We start from the raw sequence: 16,781 nt of genomic DNA on the forward strand, positions 1-16,781 counted from the left end.
CTTTATCCGCGGTTGCCGAACATGCCGGACAGCGAGCCCAGTAGATCGGCGGGGTTGAATGGCTGGCCGGGCTGCACCGCGCCTTCCGGCGTGGCCTTGTCGACCAGTTGCGGCAGCAGGGCCGACAGCGAATCCAGCACGGAAGTGGTGTCCTGCCCCGTCTTGGCCGCCAGTTCGTTCACGACGCCGGGATCCAGCACGGAACCGAGCTGGTCAGGGCTGACGGGCAGATTCTGGCCCGTGCCCACCCAGGACGCCACCACTTCGCCCAGCCCGCCCTTCTGAAAGCTGGCGATCAGACCGGTCAGACCGCCCGGATATTTGTTCAGTTGCTCGATCAGCGCGGGCAGCAGCGAGGCCGAACCGCCTTGCTGACCACCGCCGGCCATCGAGGCCAAAGTGTCCAATAGACTCATTGCCGCGCTCCTGAAAAAGTCGGGAAATCAGTATAGGCCGATGAAAAGCGCGGTGCGCGGCAATGCTGTTGCCGCCCGCGACGACTTTGCAAAAGTTGTAAATCGCGCGGGCGGCTCATGCTTTTGGATAGGGCTTTCGGTTCATCCCTTCGGCGTGGCCGTCGACGTCCTGAGCGCCTTAAGGGCCTTCTGGCCGGCGCGTCCGTCTGGCGGCAGGCCGAGTTCGCGCTGGGCGGCCTGCAAGGCCTGGCGCGTGCGAGCGCCGATCATGCCGTCGGGCTCGCCCAGCTCATAGCCCCGCGCGATCAGCAGGCGCTGCAGTTCGCGCCTTTCGGCGCGCGACAGCCCGGGATCGTCCGTGGGCCAGGCCTGGGTCAGCGGGCCGCCGCCGCGCAGGCGGTCGGACAGATGCGCAATGGCCAGCGCATAACTTTCGGCGGCGTTGTAGGAATACAGGGCATCGAAATTGCGCGTCACCAGAAACGCCGGACCGTTGCGGCCCGCCGGCAGCAGCAGACCCGCCGGCATATCGCCGCCTGGCAGCGCCTGTCCATCGGCGCGCGTCACGCCCTGTTTCACCCACGACGACATGGGCCGCTTGTTCTTGCGGCCCGCGCCGGACGTGTCCAGTTTCGCGGGCAACCTGACCTCGTAGCCCCACGCCAGCGCCGGATTCCAGCCCGCGCGCTTCAGGAAATTCGCCGTGGATGCCAGCGCGTCCGGCACGCTGTCGACCAGATCGCGCCTGCCGTCGCCGTCAAAGTCCACCGCCAGCCGCAGATAGGTCGACGGCATGAACTGCGTCTGGCCAAACGCGCCGGCCCACGAGCCAACCAGGCGCTCTGGTGCGATGTGTTCGTCCTGGATGATCTTAAGGGTGGAGATGAATTCGCCCCGGAAATACGCTTGGCGCCGGCCATAGCACGACAGCGTCGACAAGGACGTCAGCAGCGGCCGTCCGCCCAGCGTGCGGCCGAAGTTGCTTTCCACGCCCCACACCGCGGCAATCGTGGCCGGGTCCACGCCATAACGCTGCGACGCCCGGTCCAGTTCGGCCTGCCACCGCGCCATGCCGGCCTTTCCATCTGCCACGCGTTCGTCGTCCACCAGGCCCGCCATGTAGTCCCAGATGGGCGTCTTGAACTCCGGCTGCGCGTCCAGCAGGTCGATCACCGCCATGTCGGGTGAGAGGTTTGCGGTGTGCGTGTCGAACGTCGCCGCCGACACGCCGGCCTTCAAGGCGGGCGCGCGCAACTGCGACAGGCAGGCGGCAAAGTCGCCGGCGGCCAGCGCCGGCGGCACCGGCACAATCAGCGCGGCGGTCGTGATCGCGGCGGCGGTCAACGCGCGATTTACAGCAGTGTTCGACCGCGAGCGGCGCAACAGGGATTTCATGCTTGGGATTCCTCGGGAGGGGCGATGGCGGCATCGCCTTGCAGGCGCCGCGTCCAGTCTTCGACTTCGCCGGCGCGCGCGCGCTTTTCAAAGAGCGCGCGCCAGTTCGGCGACAGCTCGGGCAGCGCGGCCAGCGCGTGCAGCACGTCTGGGTCCAGCACGCGGCGGTTCAGGATGTCCTGCACCCGCGCCAGCGACCACTGCGGATGCAGCCGCTTTTGCAGCGTCAGCGAGTCGCCGGGCGCCAGCCAGCCGGTTTGCAGCACGCGGTAATACCAGCCCGTCATGCCGCTGGCCTGTACCTGCGCGGCCATGCCCTTGTGCTGGAACCGGTGATCCAGCTTCCAGCACGGCTGGCGCGCCTGCGATACCTGGATCAACGCGGTGCCCGCGCGATAGACGTCGCCCACGCACACGTCGCTTTCGGTCAGGCCGGTGGTGGAAAGGTTTTCGCCGAACGCGCCGGGCGCGCGCAGCACCGTGCGTTCGCCCAGCGTCTGCAGCCAGGCGGGATAGTGGTCGCGCGCGTAGTGGTGCAGCGCCTTCTCCGGCCCGCCGTGAAAGCGCCGGTCTGCCTGCGCGTCGCCGTCCAGTCCTTCCAGACCGAGCCAGCGCCGCTCGGCGACCGGGTGCTTGTCGATGCCGCTGTCGCGCCCCGAATCGCCCAGCGGCCGCACGGCGCCCGTCAGCAGCGCGTCGATTGTGATGTCCATTTTCCCGTCGTCCCTTCAGCCGGCCTGCAGCGCGGCAAGCTCGTCGTCGTCGAATCCGGCGGCGCGCCGCGCCTCCAGGTTGAATGGGCCGCGCAGGCGCGGCGCCTGATAGCGCGCCGCCAGTTCGGCATAGCAGGCCACCGGCTCCTTGCCCGCCTGCGCGCACTGCTGCTTGTACCAATGGTTGCCGATGGCGACGTGGCCGATCTCGTCGCGCAGGATGATGTCGACGATGGCGGCGCTTTGCGCGTCGCCCGCGCCCGCCAGCTTGTTGCGGATCATCGGCGACGCATCCAGGCCGCGCGCTTCCAGCGTGCGCGGCACGAGGGCCAGGCGCGCCAGCAGGTCGTCCTGCGTGCGCTCGGCCATATCCCACAATCCGTTGTGCGCGGGGAAGTCGCCGTAGGCATAGCCCAACGTGTCCAGGCGCTGACGCAGCAGGTCGAAATGCAGCGCTTCTTCGCGCGCCACGCGCAGCCAGTCGCGGTAGAACGCCTCGGGCATGCCGGCAAACCGCCACATGATGTCCAGCGCAAGGTTCACGGCGTTGAATTCGATGTGGGCCAGCGCGTGCAGGAGCGCTGCCCTGCCTTCCGGCGTGGCCATGGACCGCTGCCTGACCTCGCCCGGCGCGACCAGTTCGGGCCTTGCCGGGCGGCCGGGCAGTCCCGCGACGGGCGCAAGAACGCGCTCGCAATCCAGCCGGGCGTCGTCGGCGATGGCGCGCACGCGCGCCAGCTTGTCGGGCCATGCCGTGGCGGCCAGCGCCGCCAGCGCCTGCTCGCGCATGCCGTGCGCATCGTCATCCTGCCCGCCGTGGGCAGTCTTGCTGCTGTCCATATTGCCGTCGTTCCCGGGCGCCGCGTGGACGCCTCAAATCCCTGTCGTTGCCATGGCTTGCGCGCCATGCGCTGCCGAAGACTTTATCATTCGCGGATGGATCCCCTGCGCCTTACCTTGGAAACCGATCTGTCCCGCATCGACGCCCGGCAATGGGACGCGCTGGCCGGAGACCAACCCTTTCTGCGGCACGCCTTTCTGCTTGCCCTGCACGACACGGGCTGCGCGTCGCGACAGACGGGTTGGGCGCCGCATTTCATGGCGCTGTGGCGCGACGACGTGCTGGCAGGCGCGGTGCCGCTTTACCTGAAGTCGCATTCGCGCGGCGAGTACGTGTTCGATTACGCGTGGGCCGACGCCTTCCAGCGGCACGGCATGCGCTACTACCCCAAGCTGTTGTCGGCCATTCCGTTCACGCCGGTCACCGGCCCGCGGCTGCTGGCCGCCAACGACGAAGACCGCGCAACGCTGGTGCGCGGTCTGGTGGCGTTTGCCGAAGAGGTCAACGTGTCGTCGTTGCACCTGCTGTTTCCGGCCGACGCCGACGTGCGCGCGCTGCGCGAGGCGGGCTTCATGATCCGCGAGAGCGTGCAGTTCCACTGGACCAACGCGGGCTACGCCGACTTCGACGCATTCCTGGCCACCATGAGCCATGACAAGCGCAAGAAGATCCGCCAGGACCGCAAGAAGGTCGCCGCCGCGGGCCTCACCTTCCGCTGGCTGCGCGGCGCCGAGATCGGCGCGGAGGAACTGGAGTTCTTCTACGGCTGCTATTGCCGCACTTACTTCGACCACGGCAACCCGCCCTATCTGAGCCGCGAGTTCTTCGAACAGGCATACCGCGACCAGCCCGATGCTTTCGTGTTGATCCTGGCCGAACGCGACGGCGTGCCGGTCGCGTCGGCGCTCAACCTGGGGGGGGGCGACGCGTTATATGGCCGGTATTGGGGCGCGACGGAATACGTACCGGGGCTGCACTTCGAGACCTGCTACATGCAGTCCATCGCCTATTGCATCGCGCATGGCATTGCGCGCTTCGAGGGCGGCGCGCAGGGCGAACACAAGATGGCGCGCGGCCTGCTGCCCACGCCGACGTGGTCAGCGCACTGGGTGGCGCACCCAGGGTTCGCCGAGGCGATCCAGAACTTCCTGGATGAGGAAACCGCCGCGGTGACGGACTATCTGGGGGAACTGGAATCGCACACGCCGTTCAAGGGGCGGGGTGCCTGACACCGGCGTTGTACGATCGCCTTGCCGTCAGAGAAAGCGGTCCAGCAGCTTGCGGCTGTGCTTATCCAGCGACTGGATGTCGCGCACCAGATAGAAGATGCCGTGGTTGTCGGCAATAAGCAGCGTCTGGGCGGACAGGCGGCGGATGTCTTCTTCGCCGCGTAGCGTGAACGACGTTGGACCGCGGTCGGTATCCACCTTCCAGACGCTGGGCGTGGCGTAGGTGGACACGCTGGACAGCTTGCGGATTTCGGGCATGAACTCGCGGCTGGCGAGTTCTTCTTCGATCAGCGCACGCGGCTCGGCGGGGACGTCGGACAGATGTTCGATCCACAGCAGCTCGTGCCCGTCGCTGGTCACCAGCGACAGTCCGCGTCCGGCCTCGCTGATCGGGAAGGCGCGCACCGGGATGACACCTTCATGCGATTCGCCGTCGGCGGACTGGAACTCCAGGCGTCCGAAGGCGTTGCGGCGCAATTGAAAGAACGGCAAGGTCATGGCGAGAGTTCCGTTTCCGCGTCAGGCCACGGCGGCCATGTCTTCGCTGCCCGACGCCTGGGCGTCGGCTTCCGCCTGGCGCGCCTGCGCCTGATACAGGCGATAGTAGGCGCCCTCGCGGGCCATCAGTTCTTCGTGCGGTCCCTGCTCCACGATCTGGCCGCGGTCCAGGACCACCAGCCGGTCGGCCTTGCGCAGCGTGCTCAGGCGGTGCGCAATCGCGATGGTGGTGCGGCCGCGGACCAGGTTGTCCAGGGCCTTCTGAATTTCTTTCTCGGTCGTGGTGTCCACCGACGACGTCGCTTCATCAAGAATCAGGATGCGCGGGTCGATCAACAGGGCGCGCGCAATCGAGATGCGCTGGCGTTCGCCGCCGGACAAGGCCTGGCCGCGCTCGCCCACCAGCGAGTCGTAGCCGTGCGGCAGGCGCAGGATGAATTCGTGCGCATGCGCGGCGCGCGCCGCAGCCACGATCTCGTCGCGCGTGGCGTCCGGCCTGCCGTAAGCGATGTTCTCGGCAATGGTGCCAAAGAACAGGAACGGCTCCTGCAGCACCAGCCCGATATTGCGCCGGTAGTCGGCCACGCGGACCGAACGGATGTCCGCGCCATCCACCATCACGGCGCCTTCGGATACGTCGTAGAAACGGCAGATCAGGTTGATCAGCGTGCTCTTGCCCGAACCGCTGTGGCCCACGAGCCCGATCATTTCGCCCGGGGCGATCGTCAGATTCAACCCGCGGATGACCTGGCGGTTGCCGTAGCGAAAGCCCACGTCGCGCAGTTCGATGCGGCCGTTGATATGCGGCAGCTTGGCGGGGTTTTGGGGTTCCGGCACACTGGACACGTGGTCCAGGATGTCGAAGATACGCTTGGCGCCAGCGGCAGCCTTCTGCGTGACCGACACGATGCGGCTCATGGAATCCAGGCGCATGTAGAAGCGCCCGATATACGCCAGGAACGCGGCCAGCACACCCACGGTGATCTGCTTTTGCGACACCTGCCAGATGCCGAAGATCCACACCACCAACAGGCCAACTTCAGTCAGCAGCGTGACCGTCGGCGAGAACAGCGACCACGTCGTGTTGACGCGATCGTTGACTTCCAGGTTGCGGTTGTTGGCTTCGCGGAAACGCGCGACCTCGCGCTTTTCCTGCGCAAATGCCTTGACCACGCGAATGCCGGGAATGGTGTCGGCCAGCACGTTCGTGATCTCGGACCAGATGCGGTCGACCTTTTCGAAGCCGTGCCGCAAGCGGTCGCGCACCGCGTGGATCATCCAGATGATGAACGGCAGCGGCACCAGCGTGACCAGCGCAAGCCACGGATTGATGCTGATCAGAATGACCGCCGTCATGGCGATCATGAGAATGTCGGTGGCGAAGTCCAGCAGGTGCAGCGACAGGAATACGCAAATGCGGTCGGTTTCGCTACCGATGCGAGAAATCAGATCGCCGGTGCGCTTGCCGCCGAAATACTCAAGCGACAGTTGCTGCAGGTGCGCGTAAGTGGTGGTGCGCAGATCCGCGCCGATGCGTTCGCTGACCCACGCCAGAATATACGTGCGCGCCCAACCCAGCCCCCACGCCAGAATGGCCGATCCCAACAGGCCACCCAGATAAAGCCGCACGAGGCTGTAATCAATGGGCGCACCGTTCTGGAACGGAATCAGCACGTCGTCCATCAGCGGCATCGTCAGGTACGGCGGCACCAGCGTGGCCGCGGTGCCGAGCAGCGTCAGCAGAAACCCGGCAAACAACGGACCGCGGTAAGGCCGCGCAAAACGCCACAGCCGCAAGAGCGCCCAGGTGGTCGACGGCGCGGCCTGTTCCTGATTGCACGTCGGGCATTCTTCCTCGCCCGCGGGAATGACGTTATTACAGATCGTGCAGGTGCGTTCTTCCAGCGCTTCGGCCGGCTTGCCCGACAGACGAATCGACTGCTGCGTTTCAAACTGGGCCAACAGCCGCAGCGCCGCGGGATTGCAAGCCAGCGTGAATCGCCAGACGCCCAGACGGCCGGTGTCGTCGTGCAGCTCCAGCACGGCGGCGCCGGCATGATCGCTGAGGGATAGCTTCAATTGAGGGCCGTATGGCCAGGATTCCCAACCGGAATCGTCGGGAAGGCGGGCGATCAGCCGTTTATCGGTCACGGCGACCAGACCCGGCTGGAATTTCAAACGCTGATCGAGGTCTATTTCGACCCAGGCCAGAAGGGTTTCGTCATCCGCCACTTCGGTGCGGATTTCATCCCGCCAGCGGGCAGGAAATGCGTCGGCAAGGCCGGAAAGCAGGTGTGGTTTTTTCATTGGAACGCATACCGGGCCAGGACTCTGCCCTACTAGGCGGCAACCGGTTTGACGCCATCGGCGGCAAACGTGTCCCTTCCTTACAACACAACGAGTTCACGCCATGAAGGCGTCGTATAGTATCAGCCGATTTTTCTAATTAGGAACATCTGGGATCCCCCACTCGTTGGCATTATTCTTAAGGCGCAACCCCAATAAAATCGCGGTTTTGCATAGGGGCGTCCGCGCGTGCCAACCTGCTTCTCGAGCGAATTAAAACATGAAAAAGAAAGACATTGAATTTATCGATGTCGTGGCTTTGCGCGGCCCGAACATTTGGACGTATCGTCCGGTCCTTGAAGCATGGGTGGATATCGGTGAACTGGAGGATTACCCCTCCAACACGATTCCCGGATTTTATGAGCGCCTGACGGAATGGCTGCCGACGCTGATCGAACATCGATGCAGCCCCGGCGTGCGGGGCGGTTTTCTTGCCCGCCTTAAAGAAGGCACGTGGCCCGGCCACATTCTTGAACACGTCACCCTTGAATTGCAGAACCTGGCCGGCTTGCGCGGCGGCTTCGGCAAGGCCCGCGAAACCTCCAAGCGCGGCGTCTACAAGGTCGTCGTGCGCGCCTGGCAGGAACAGGTCACCCGCACTGCATTGAACGAAGCGCGCGACCTCGTCATGGCCGCCATCGAGGACCGGCCGTTCGACGTGCCCGCCACCGTGGCCAAGCTGCGCAGCCTGGTCGACCGCCACTGCCTCGGCCCCAGCACGGCCTGCATCGTCGATGCGGCCGATGATCGCGATATTCCGTATATCCGTCTTTTTGAGGGCAACCTCGTCCAATTCGGCTACGGCTCGGCGCAGCGCCGCATCTGGACGGCCGAAACCGATCGCACCAGCGCCATCGCCGAAGGCATTTCACGCGACAAGGACCTGACCAAGGAACTGCTGTCGACCTGCGGCGTGCCGGTGCCTGAGGGGCGTCTCGTTGAAAGCGAGGAAGACGCGTGGGACGCCGCCGAGGACATCGGCCTGCCCGTGGTGGTCAAGCCCTACGACGGCAACCATGGCCGCGGCGTCTTCACCAATCTGACGACGCGCGAGGAAGTGGTCTCGGCCTATCGCGTCGCCGTGGACGAAGGCAGCGGCGTTATCGTCGAACGCTTCGTGCTGGGCAACGAACATCGCTTGCTGGTGGTGGGCAACCGCATGGTCGCGGCGGCCGCCGGCGAACCGGCGTGGGTGACGGGCGACGGCAAGTCGACCATCACCGAACTCATCGACAGCCAGATCAATACCGACCCGCGCCGCGGCCGGACCGAGAACCATCCGCTCAATCCCGTGCGCCTGGATTCCGCCGCCCGGCTGGAGATCGCGCGCCAGGGCCTGTCGGAAGACAGCGTGCCGCCCGAAGGCCAGCGCGTGCTGGTGCAGCGCAGCGGCAACGTCGCGTTCGACGTGACCGACCGCGTCCACCCCAGCGTGGCCGCCACCGTGACGCTGGCCGCGCGCATCGTCGGCCTGGACATCGCCGGCGTGGACCTCGTGGCCGAAGACATCACGCGCCCGCTGGATGAACAGCGCGGCGCCATCGTCGAAGTCAACGCCGGACCGGGCCTGCTGATGCACTTGAAGCCCGCCGACGGCACGCCGCGTCCCGTGGGCCGCGCCATCGTCGACCACCTCTTCCCCGAGGGCGACGCGGGCCGCATTCCCATCGTGGGCGTGACCGGCACCAACGGCAAGACCGTCGTCGCCCGTCTCGTCGCGCGCCTCTTGCACCTGTCCGGGAAGCGCACCGGCCTCGCGTGCAGCGAAGGGCTTTACCTGGACCGTCGTCTCGTTCAAAAGGGCGACCGCGCCGACTTCGCGTCGGGCACGCGCCTGCTCATGAACCGCAACGTGGACGCCGCCGTCATCGAGAACGACAGCGGCGTGATCCTTGGCCAGGGCCTGGCCTACGACCGCTGCCAGGTCGGCGTGGTCACCAACATCGACGACGGCGATCATCTCGGCGACTTCGACATCAACGAAACGGAACGCCTGTTCAACGTGTTCCGCACGCAGGTGGACGTGGTCCTGCCCGATGGCGTGGCCGTGCTGAACGCGCGCGATCCGCGCGTGGTCGAAATGGCCGAGCTCTGCGACGGCGGCGTGATCTTCTTCGGCATCGATCCCGCCCTGCCCGCCATCGTCCAGCACCTCGCCCAGGACGGACGCGCCGTGTTCGTGCGCGACGGCAGCATCGTCTTGGCGCAGGGCAGCCAGGAAGAACGCCTGGCCGACGTCGCCGCCATCCCGCTGACACATGGCGGCCGCGTGGCCTTCCAGGTTGAAAACGTGCTGGCAGCCGTGGGTTCGGCGTGGGCGCTGGATATTCCGGTGGAACTGATCCGCGCCGGCATCGAGACCTTCGACATCGACCAGGCCGACGCGCCGTGGCAGTTCACGCTGTTCGAGCGCAATGGCGCCACGGTCGTGGTGGACGACGTGCACAACGCCTCGGGGCTGCGTCCGCTGCTCACGGCCATCGACCAGTTCCCGTCCGCCCGGCGCGCTGCCGTCTACTCGGCCGGCGCAGACCGCCGCGACGCGGACCTGATCGAACAGGGCAAGCTCCTTGGCGACGCCTTCGACCGCGTGGTTCTGTATGACGACGCGACCGTGCGCAGCAAGCGCCCCGACGGCGAAGCGCGCGCGCTGCTCCGCCAGGGCCTGGCGCAAGGCAGCCGCGTCAAGGACATCCAGGACGAGCCCGACCACGGCAAGGCCATTGCCAGCGTGCTGGACGGCATCGGCGCCGGCGACTTCGCCCTGCTGCAGTCCGACGAGGCGTTCTCCGGACCGACCATCGATCTGGTCCGCCGCTGGATCCAACAAAACTGACCTTATTAGGCGCGCGGCCGCCCCCGGCGGACGCGCGTCAGACGACAGGAAACCCTGCCATGGAAGTCTCCCGAATCCGAGCATTGCGCGGCCCCAATCTGTGGAGCAAGAACACCGCCATCGAGGCCATCGTGTCCTGCGGCGATGCCGAATGCTCCATCGACAACCTGCCCGAGTTCGAAGCCCGCCTGCGCGCGCGGCTGCCGCAAACCGGCCTGCTGCGCCCCGAAGGTCACCAGGGCGCGGTGTCCATCGCCCACGTGCTGCAGATCGTCGCGCTGACGATGCAGGCGCACGCCGGCTGCCCCGTCACGTTCGGCCGCACCGCCTCCACCATCGAACCGGGCGTGTTCCAGGTCGTGGTCGAGTACAGCGAAGAAGAAGTCGGCAAGCTGGCGATGGAACTGGCGCAGGACCTCGTGCGCGCCGCGCTCGATGACACGCCGTTCGACATTGCCGACGCCCTGAAGCGTCTGCGCGAGCTGGACGAAGACGTGCGCCTGGGGCCCAGCACCGGCTCCATCGTGAACGCCGCCACCGCGCGCAACATCCCCTACCGCCGCCTCACGCAAGGCAGCATGGTCCAGTTTGGCTGGGGCAGCAAGCAGCGCCGCATCCAGGCCGCCGAAACCGACCTGACCAGCGCCATCTCCGAATCCATCGCCCAGGACAAGGACCTGACCAAGATGCTGCTGGACGCCGCGGGCGTGCCGGTGCCGATGGGCCGTTCGGTGACCACCGCCGAAGAGGCCTGGGAAGCGGCGCAGGAACTGGGCGGCCCGGTCGTGGTCAAGCCGCGCGACGGCAGCCAGGGCCGTGGCGTCGCGGTCAACATCGAAACCCGCGAGCGCGTGATCCAGGCCTTTGAAGTGGCCGAAGAGATCAGCTCCGAGGTCATCGTCGAACGCTACATTCCGGGCCACGATTTCCGCCTGCTAGTGGTGGGCGGCGCGCTGGTCGCGGCGTCGCGCCGCGATCCGCCGCAAGTCACGGGCGACGGGCAGCAGACTATCCGCCAACTGGTGGACCAGGTCAACGCCGACCCGTTGCGCGGCGACGGCCATGCCACCTCGCTGACGAAGATCCGTTTCGACGACATCGCCCTGGCGACGCTGAAAAAACAAGGCTTTGACGCCGATTCCGTGCCGCCCTCCGGCACGCTGATCTTCCTGCGCAACAACGCCAACCTGAGCACCGGCGGCTCCGCCACCGACGTCACCGACGAGGTCCACCCCGAAATGGCGGCGCGCGCGGTGTCCGCGGCCCGCATGATCGGCCTGGACATCTGCGGCGTGGACGTGGTGGCCGAAACGGTGCAATACCCGCTTGAAGAGCAGCACGGTGGCGTCGTGGAAGTCAACGCCGCGCCTGGCTTGCGCATGCACCTGAACCCCTCGTTCGGCAAGGGCCGCGCGGTGGGCGAAGCCATCATCGCCAACATGTTCGCGGACGGCGACGACGGCCGCATTCCGGTCGTGGCCGTCGCGGGCACCAACGGCAAGACCACCACGGTCCGCCTGACCGCGCACCTGCTGGGCGCAGCCGGCAACCGCGTGGGCATGACGAACTCCGACGGCGTGTACGTCGACAACCTGCGCATCGACACCGGCGACTGCAGCGGCCCGCGCAGCGCGCGCAGCGTGCTGATGCACCCGGACGTGGACGCCGCGGTGTTTGAAACCGCGCGCGGCGGCATCCTGCGCGAAGGCCTGGCGTTTGACCGCTGCAACGTCGCCATCGTCACCAACATCGGCATGGGCGACCACCTGGGGCTCGGCTACATCAGTACGGTCGAGGACCTGGCCGTGGTCAAGCGCGTCATCGTGCAGCACGTGCATCCGTCGGGCATGGCAGTGCTGAACGCGGCCGATCCCATCGTGGCCGAGATGGCCGCAAGCTGCCCGGGCTCAATCACCTACTTTGCCGAAGACCGCAACCATCCCGTGCTGGCCACGCATCGCGCGCAGGGCCTGCGTTCGGTCTACCGCGATGGCGATGCCATCGTGGCGGCGCAAGGCGCCGACGAGGTGCGTTTCCCACTGGCCGAGATCCCGCTCACGCGCAACGGCACGATCACCTTCCAGGTCGAGAACGCGATGGCTTCCATTGCGGCGGCATGGGCGCTGGACCTGGGCTGGGATGTCGTGCGCCGCGGCCTGGCCACGTTCGTCAACGACGCGCAGACGGCTCCTGGCCGCTTCAACGTGTTCGACTACCGCGGCGCCACGGTGATCGCCGACTACGGCCACAACCCCGACGCCATCCAGGCGCTGGTGCGTGCCGTGGACGCCATGCCGGCCAAGCGCCGCTCGGTCGTCATCAGTGGCGCGGGCGACCGCCGCGACGAAGACATCCGCATGCAGACCGAGATCCTGGGCGCCGCCTTCGACGACGTGCTGCTCTACCAGGACCAGTGCCAACGCGGCCGCGCGGACGGCGAAGTGCTGGCGCTGCTGCAGCAGGGTCTGGTGGGCGCCAGCCGCACCACGCAGATCGACGAGATCCATGGTGAGTTCGTGGCGATCGACACGGCGCTGGCGCGCCTGCATTCGGGCGATCTGTGCCTGATTCTGGTCGATCAGGTGGAAGAAGCGCTGGACCACATCGCCAAGCGCATCGCCCAGCCCTGAACGGCTCGGCGCAAATGCGGACGGGGCGCTCAGGCGCCCCGTTTTTTTTCGTCTTGCGATGCCATCAGCCGTGGGCGGATGCGATGGGCGCCGAGGCCTGATACCGGTCCGTCACGTGCGTGCACCCCACGGCTGCCATGGCGCCAAGCGCCAGCAAGATGGCGCTGCAAAGTCGTTTCGTCATGCGAGCTTTTCTCCCTTTACGTGGCGAACCGCCAGCCGGTTCCGTGTGGACTATACCGGCATGCGCCCTGCCCGGCCAGCCGCGCCAGCAGTGGGTTTCGAGAGCGGATCGGTTACTAGCCACGCACAAAAGGGGTCAAATGGTTGCTCAAATGTAACTCGACCTTCGTGCGCCCGGAACGCGTTTTCTCGTCTCAAACCCGGGGCATTTTCAGAGGCGGCGCAGTTACATTTCTCCACAGCGTGGTTTGACAGCCCCAGGGGGCGACTCGTAGCTTAGAACCTAGCTGATCAGTTCCCAACACACCGCGTTCCGGCAGCTTCATAGGCCATGAACCTGCCGCCGCACGAAACCAGAGAGAGGTCACCATGAACAACGACATCATCGCCGGAAAGTGGAAGCAACTGACGGGCAAGGCCAAGGCGGCTTGGGGTGAACTCACCGACGACGAACTGACCCGCACCGAAGGCAACGCCGAGCGTCTGGCTGGTCTGATCCAGGAACGCTACGGCAAGACCAAGGATGAGGCGCAAAAGGAAGTCCGCGACTTCTTCGACCGCAATCCCTGATTCCCATAACCACCAGGAGAAGCTGACATGTTGCATTACGCCGTAGTTTTCTTCGTTATCGCGATCATCGCGGCTGTCCTGGGGTTCGGCGGCATCGCCGCCGGCGCCGCGGGGATTGCCAAGATCCTGTTCTTCGTCTTTCTGGTCCTGGCTCTCCTGTCCATTCTGGGCGGCGCCTTCCGCAAGAAATAGAACCCGCATCTGAGCTTTAGTAGATCGTCATAGCGTCACGAACGCGCTGAACACCAATAAAAAGGAGCATTACTATGGAAATTCGCAAGCTGATCGCCGCCGCCGCACTGGGTACTGGCGCTGTCTTCACTTCCATGGCTTTTGCCGCCGATGACGGCAAGCCGAAACAGTCCGTGGGTGAATACGCGTCCGACGCCACCGTGACCACCAAGGTCAAGGCCGCCTTTGTCGCCGACAAGCAGCTGAGCGCCCTGGAAATCGCCGTCGAAACCAACAACGGCGAAGCCACGCTGACCGGCACCGTCGGCACCGCTGCCGAAGCGGATCACGCCGCCAAGGTCGCCCGTGGCGTTGAAGGCGTGAAGCAGGTCAAGAACAACATCAAGGTTGATCCGGCCAAGAACCGCAAGTAATCAAGGCATCGATCTGATCGACGCCTGATTTGAAAACGGCGCCTGTGCAAACAGGCGCCGTTTTCACGTTTGGCTTTTACATGCTCGCTTTGGGATTTGCGCTCTGCTACAGCGTGACGGCGCCGCGGCCGATTTCCAGCGCGCGTCCGCCCACCTGGATGCGGCCATCGGTCGAGACATCCAACTGCAGGCGGCAGGGGCGGCCGGTCTGGTCGCCTTGCTCCACCAGCACGCTGGCGGGCAGCGCGGCCTTGCGATGCAGGAGCCAGCCGCCGAGATTGGCGCAAGCCGAACCGGTGCCGGGATCTTCGTTGATCGCACCGCCCGGCGTGGCGTAAAAGTAGCGGGCCACGACGACCTGTCGGCCCGCCTGGACATTGCCTTCGTCAAACGCAAACAGATAGAGCGACTTGCGTTCGAGGCTGCTGGTCTGCCAGCGGCTGAGCAGCGACGCGTCCGGCTTGGCCCGGCGCACTGCGTCCACGCTGGCAAGCGGCACGAGCAACTGGTCCGCACCGGTATCCACCCAGATCGGGTCGGCCAGCAGGTCGTTTTCGCCCAGGCCCACCAGTCCGGCGATGCCGGCGGGATCCAACTTGGGCGCGGCGGTGCGCACCCCACCCGGACACGGCGCGGTGAAGGTCCACGCGTCGCCAATGGCAGTAAGCGGCACGACACCCGCCTGAAATTCCAGCGTCAACGCGTCGCCGGTCTGCCTCAGGTCGCGCACGACCTGCGCGGTGCCAATGGCCGGATGCCCGGCGAACTTCATTTCAAAGCCCGGTGTAAAGACGCGCACCCGCGCGTCGGCTTGATCCGAAGGCAGGATGAACGTGGTCTCGGACAGATTGAATTGCGCCGCAAGATTGAGCATGGTGGCGTCGTCCATGCCGCGCGCGTCTTCAAACACACAGAGCTGATTGCCGCTGAATGTGGAAGCGGCGAAAACGTTGAGTAGGCGAAATGCGTAGGAAGCCATGGCGGATAGCAGTGAGGAAAACGCCGGCGGCGCCGGATAAGCCCCCACTGTATCGCAGCGGCCCCGTCAAACGCTTACCAAACCGCGAAGAACAGCACCCACGCCATGCAGAACGGCGCGAGGCCCGCGGCCAGCACAAGACCCGCGCCAACCTTGCGCGCCATGCCGACCGGACGCGCATTCAGGAGGCGCGCGTAAAGACGCAGCGTCCACAGCACCGCCAGGGTCAGCAGCGTGAACCGGACCGGCGTCGCCCATGCCGCCTGCACGCCTTCATGCTTGAGCAGCGTGATCGTCGTGGCGGACAGGCCCAAAAACACGCCAATGCCAGCCGACGGAATCAGCGCCTGCGCCAGCTTGTGCAGGCCGGCCCGCCCCCAGCGCAATACGGGCGCATGGGCAGCATGGGAATTGACGGGCGCCGGCGGCACGGGTGCGGCGGGCGCAATGCGGTCGGCGAGCCACAACGACAGGAAGGCCGCGCCGCCCACGCATATCGTGGCGCCGACGACAAAGAGCAGAATGCCGGCGCCGTCCAGCCACGAAAAGCTGTCGTTCACGTCCGGGTAGTGCGTCAGGATGAACCACGGCGCGTTGTCCATCAGCGGCCACAGGATGTCGTGCTCGACCAGCCAGGTCGCGGCCCATTGCTTGGCCGTCACGAACCACGGGCTGGCGCTCCAGAGAAACGCGCCGATCGCAATGCCCATCAGGCCGAAACACAGCAATGCCGTCTGCCACGGATCGCCATCGGCCACGTGCACGATCTCTTCTTCAGGCGAGCGGGGTGTCAGTGCAATGGCGCCGCGATAGCCACTGCACCGTCCACAGACGTGGCAATCGCCCGCGCCCTTCATGTGGCGCAGCGGCACCAGCGGCGCACAGTTGATGGGCTCGATGCGGATGACGGGATGGCGCCACTTTTCCTCGTCGACCTTGAAGTGCCAGGGCGCCAGCTTGGCCAGCAGGTTGAACACGCCATTGACCGGGCACAGGTACTTGCACCACACGCGCTTGCTGCGCCCGTAGCGCCAGCCGACGATCATGGCTGCCACGGTGGACCCGCCCAGGACGGCCAGCACCGCCAAGGGGTACTGATAGACGCTGACCAGCTGACCGTAGATGGTCGTCAGCGCGAAGGCCACGAACGGCCAGCCGCCCCAGCGCATCCACTTCGGAATGGCCCGGCCCTGGCCGCGCTCGCTGGCCCATTCGGTCAGCATCCCTTCGGGACACAGCCAGCCGCACCATGCGCGCCCCAGGATTGGCATCGAGATCAGGACAAACGGCCACCACACGCCCCAGAACGCAAACTGCGCCACGACGGTCAGGTTGTTGAACACCGAGGCCGCGTTGTCGGGCAACGGCAGCAACGCCGGCACGATGAGGAGGAACGCATACAACGCGACAATGCCCCACTGCAGCTTGCGCAACAGCGGGGCATGGTCACGGAGGAAGTCGGCGATGCGGGAGGTTGCCCTCCCGAGTGCAGCAGCCATGGTCAAACCTTAAGAAAATCAGTCCGGAGAAAACACCGGAA

General features: G+C 66.0%; 14 protein-coding genes. 6 read left to right on the forward strand and 8 right to left on the reverse strand.

From position 1 onward, the window contains the following. Window positions 1-2 precede the first annotated feature (2 nt). The 4 genes from KW836_RS26165 to KW836_RS26180 all read right to left on the reverse strand — a co-directional run bounded on the left by KW836_RS26165 (window position 3) and on the right by KW836_RS26180 (window position 3,364). On the reverse strand, window positions 3-416 hold the full coding sequence (locus tag KW836_RS26165; protein ID WP_175122855.1) for a YidB family protein: 414 nt from the start codon (window positions 414-416) through the stop codon (window positions 3-5). 141 nt (window positions 417-557) lie between these two features. Next, window positions 558-1,811 (reverse strand): lytic murein transglycosylase, encoded by a 1,254-nt coding sequence (locus tag KW836_RS26170; RefSeq protein ID WP_218345163.1) that lies wholly within the window; start codon window positions 1,809-1,811, stop codon window positions 558-560. Next, window positions 1,808-2,524: an MOSC domain-containing protein gene (locus KW836_RS26175; protein ID WP_218345164.1), complete on the reverse strand. Its 717-nt coding sequence runs from the start codon at window positions 2,522-2,524 to the stop codon at window positions 1,808-1,810. The genes KW836_RS26170 and KW836_RS26175 overlap by 4 nt, the downstream gene beginning before the upstream one ends. Before the next feature lie 15 nt (window positions 2,525-2,539). Then, window positions 2,540-3,364, reverse strand: coding sequence for a ferritin-like domain-containing protein (locus KW836_RS26180; RefSeq protein WP_218345165.1), 825 nt, complete (start codon window positions 3,362-3,364; stop codon window positions 2,540-2,542). Window positions 3,365-3,460: 96 nt separating this feature from the next. Here KW836_RS26180 and KW836_RS26185 point away from each other — a divergent pair, with 96 nt between their 5' ends. Further along, a complete protein-coding gene (locus tag KW836_RS26185) occupies window positions 3,461-4,594 on the forward strand; it encodes a GNAT family N-acetyltransferase (protein ID WP_218345166.1) in 1,134 nt (377 codons plus the stop codon). A gap of 27 nt (window positions 4,595-4,621) precedes the next feature. Here the strand turns inward: KW836_RS26185 and KW836_RS26190 are convergent, their stop codons facing one another. Together KW836_RS26190 and KW836_RS26195 are read right to left on the reverse strand one after the other, a co-directional pair. Further along, window positions 4,622-5,092 (reverse strand): DUF1854 domain-containing protein, encoded by a 471-nt coding sequence (locus tag KW836_RS26190; protein ID WP_175122860.1) that lies wholly within the window; start codon window positions 5,090-5,092, stop codon window positions 4,622-4,624. A gap of 21 nt (window positions 5,093-5,113) precedes the next feature. After that, the gene (locus tag KW836_RS26195) at window positions 5,114-7,399 is read right to left on the reverse strand and encodes an ABC transporter ATP-binding protein (RefSeq protein ID WP_175122861.1); all 2,286 of its coding nucleotides are present in this window, start codon (window positions 7,397-7,399) and stop codon (window positions 5,114-5,116) included. A 259-nt stretch (window positions 7,400-7,658) separates the two neighbouring features. Between KW836_RS26195 and cphA (KW836_RS26200) the strand changes: the two genes are divergently transcribed. From cphA (KW836_RS26200) to KW836_RS26220, 5 genes are all read left to right on the forward strand, one after another. Beyond that, complete coding sequence (gene cphA / locus KW836_RS26200; protein ID WP_218345167.1) at window positions 7,659-10,274, forward strand: cyanophycin synthetase; 2,616 nt, start codon at window positions 7,659-7,661, stop codon at window positions 10,272-10,274. 59 nt (window positions 10,275-10,333) lie between these two features. Then, window positions 10,334-12,904 (forward strand): cyanophycin synthetase, encoded by a 2,571-nt coding sequence (gene cphA, locus KW836_RS26205; RefSeq protein ID WP_175137393.1) that lies wholly within the window; start codon window positions 10,334-10,336, stop codon window positions 12,902-12,904. A 552-nt stretch (window positions 12,905-13,456) separates the two neighbouring features. After that, a complete protein-coding gene (locus KW836_RS26210; protein WP_006218180.1) occupies window positions 13,457-13,657 on the forward strand; it encodes a CsbD family protein in 201 nt (66 codons plus the stop codon). A 27-nt stretch (window positions 13,658-13,684) separates the two neighbouring features. Then, window positions 13,685-13,849: a DUF1328 domain-containing protein gene (locus KW836_RS26215; RefSeq protein WP_006389411.1), complete on the forward strand. Its 165-nt coding sequence runs from the start codon at window positions 13,685-13,687 to the stop codon at window positions 13,847-13,849. A gap of 74 nt (window positions 13,850-13,923) precedes the next feature. After that, on the forward strand, window positions 13,924-14,262 hold the full coding sequence (locus KW836_RS26220; RefSeq protein WP_056567736.1) for a BON domain-containing protein: 339 nt from the start codon (window positions 13,924-13,926) through the stop codon (window positions 14,260-14,262). Window positions 14,263-14,368: 106 nt separating this feature from the next. Here the strand turns inward: KW836_RS26220 and KW836_RS26225 are convergent, their stop codons facing one another. Further along, window positions 14,369-15,241, reverse strand: a complete 873-nt coding sequence (locus KW836_RS26225) for a PhzF family phenazine biosynthesis protein (protein WP_218345168.1) — start codon at window positions 15,239-15,241, stop codon at window positions 14,369-14,371. 74 nt (window positions 15,242-15,315) lie between these two features. Next, entirely contained in the window at window positions 15,316-16,740 is a 1,425-nt protein-coding gene (locus KW836_RS26230) for a 4Fe-4S binding protein (protein ID WP_218345169.1), read from the reverse strand. Window positions 16,741-16,781: the final 41 nt, after the last annotated feature.

The organism is Achromobacter sp. ACM05, assembly GCF_019218915.1.
GTDB lineage: Bacteria > Pseudomonadota > Gammaproteobacteria > Burkholderiales > Burkholderiaceae_B > Achromobacter > Achromobacter animicus.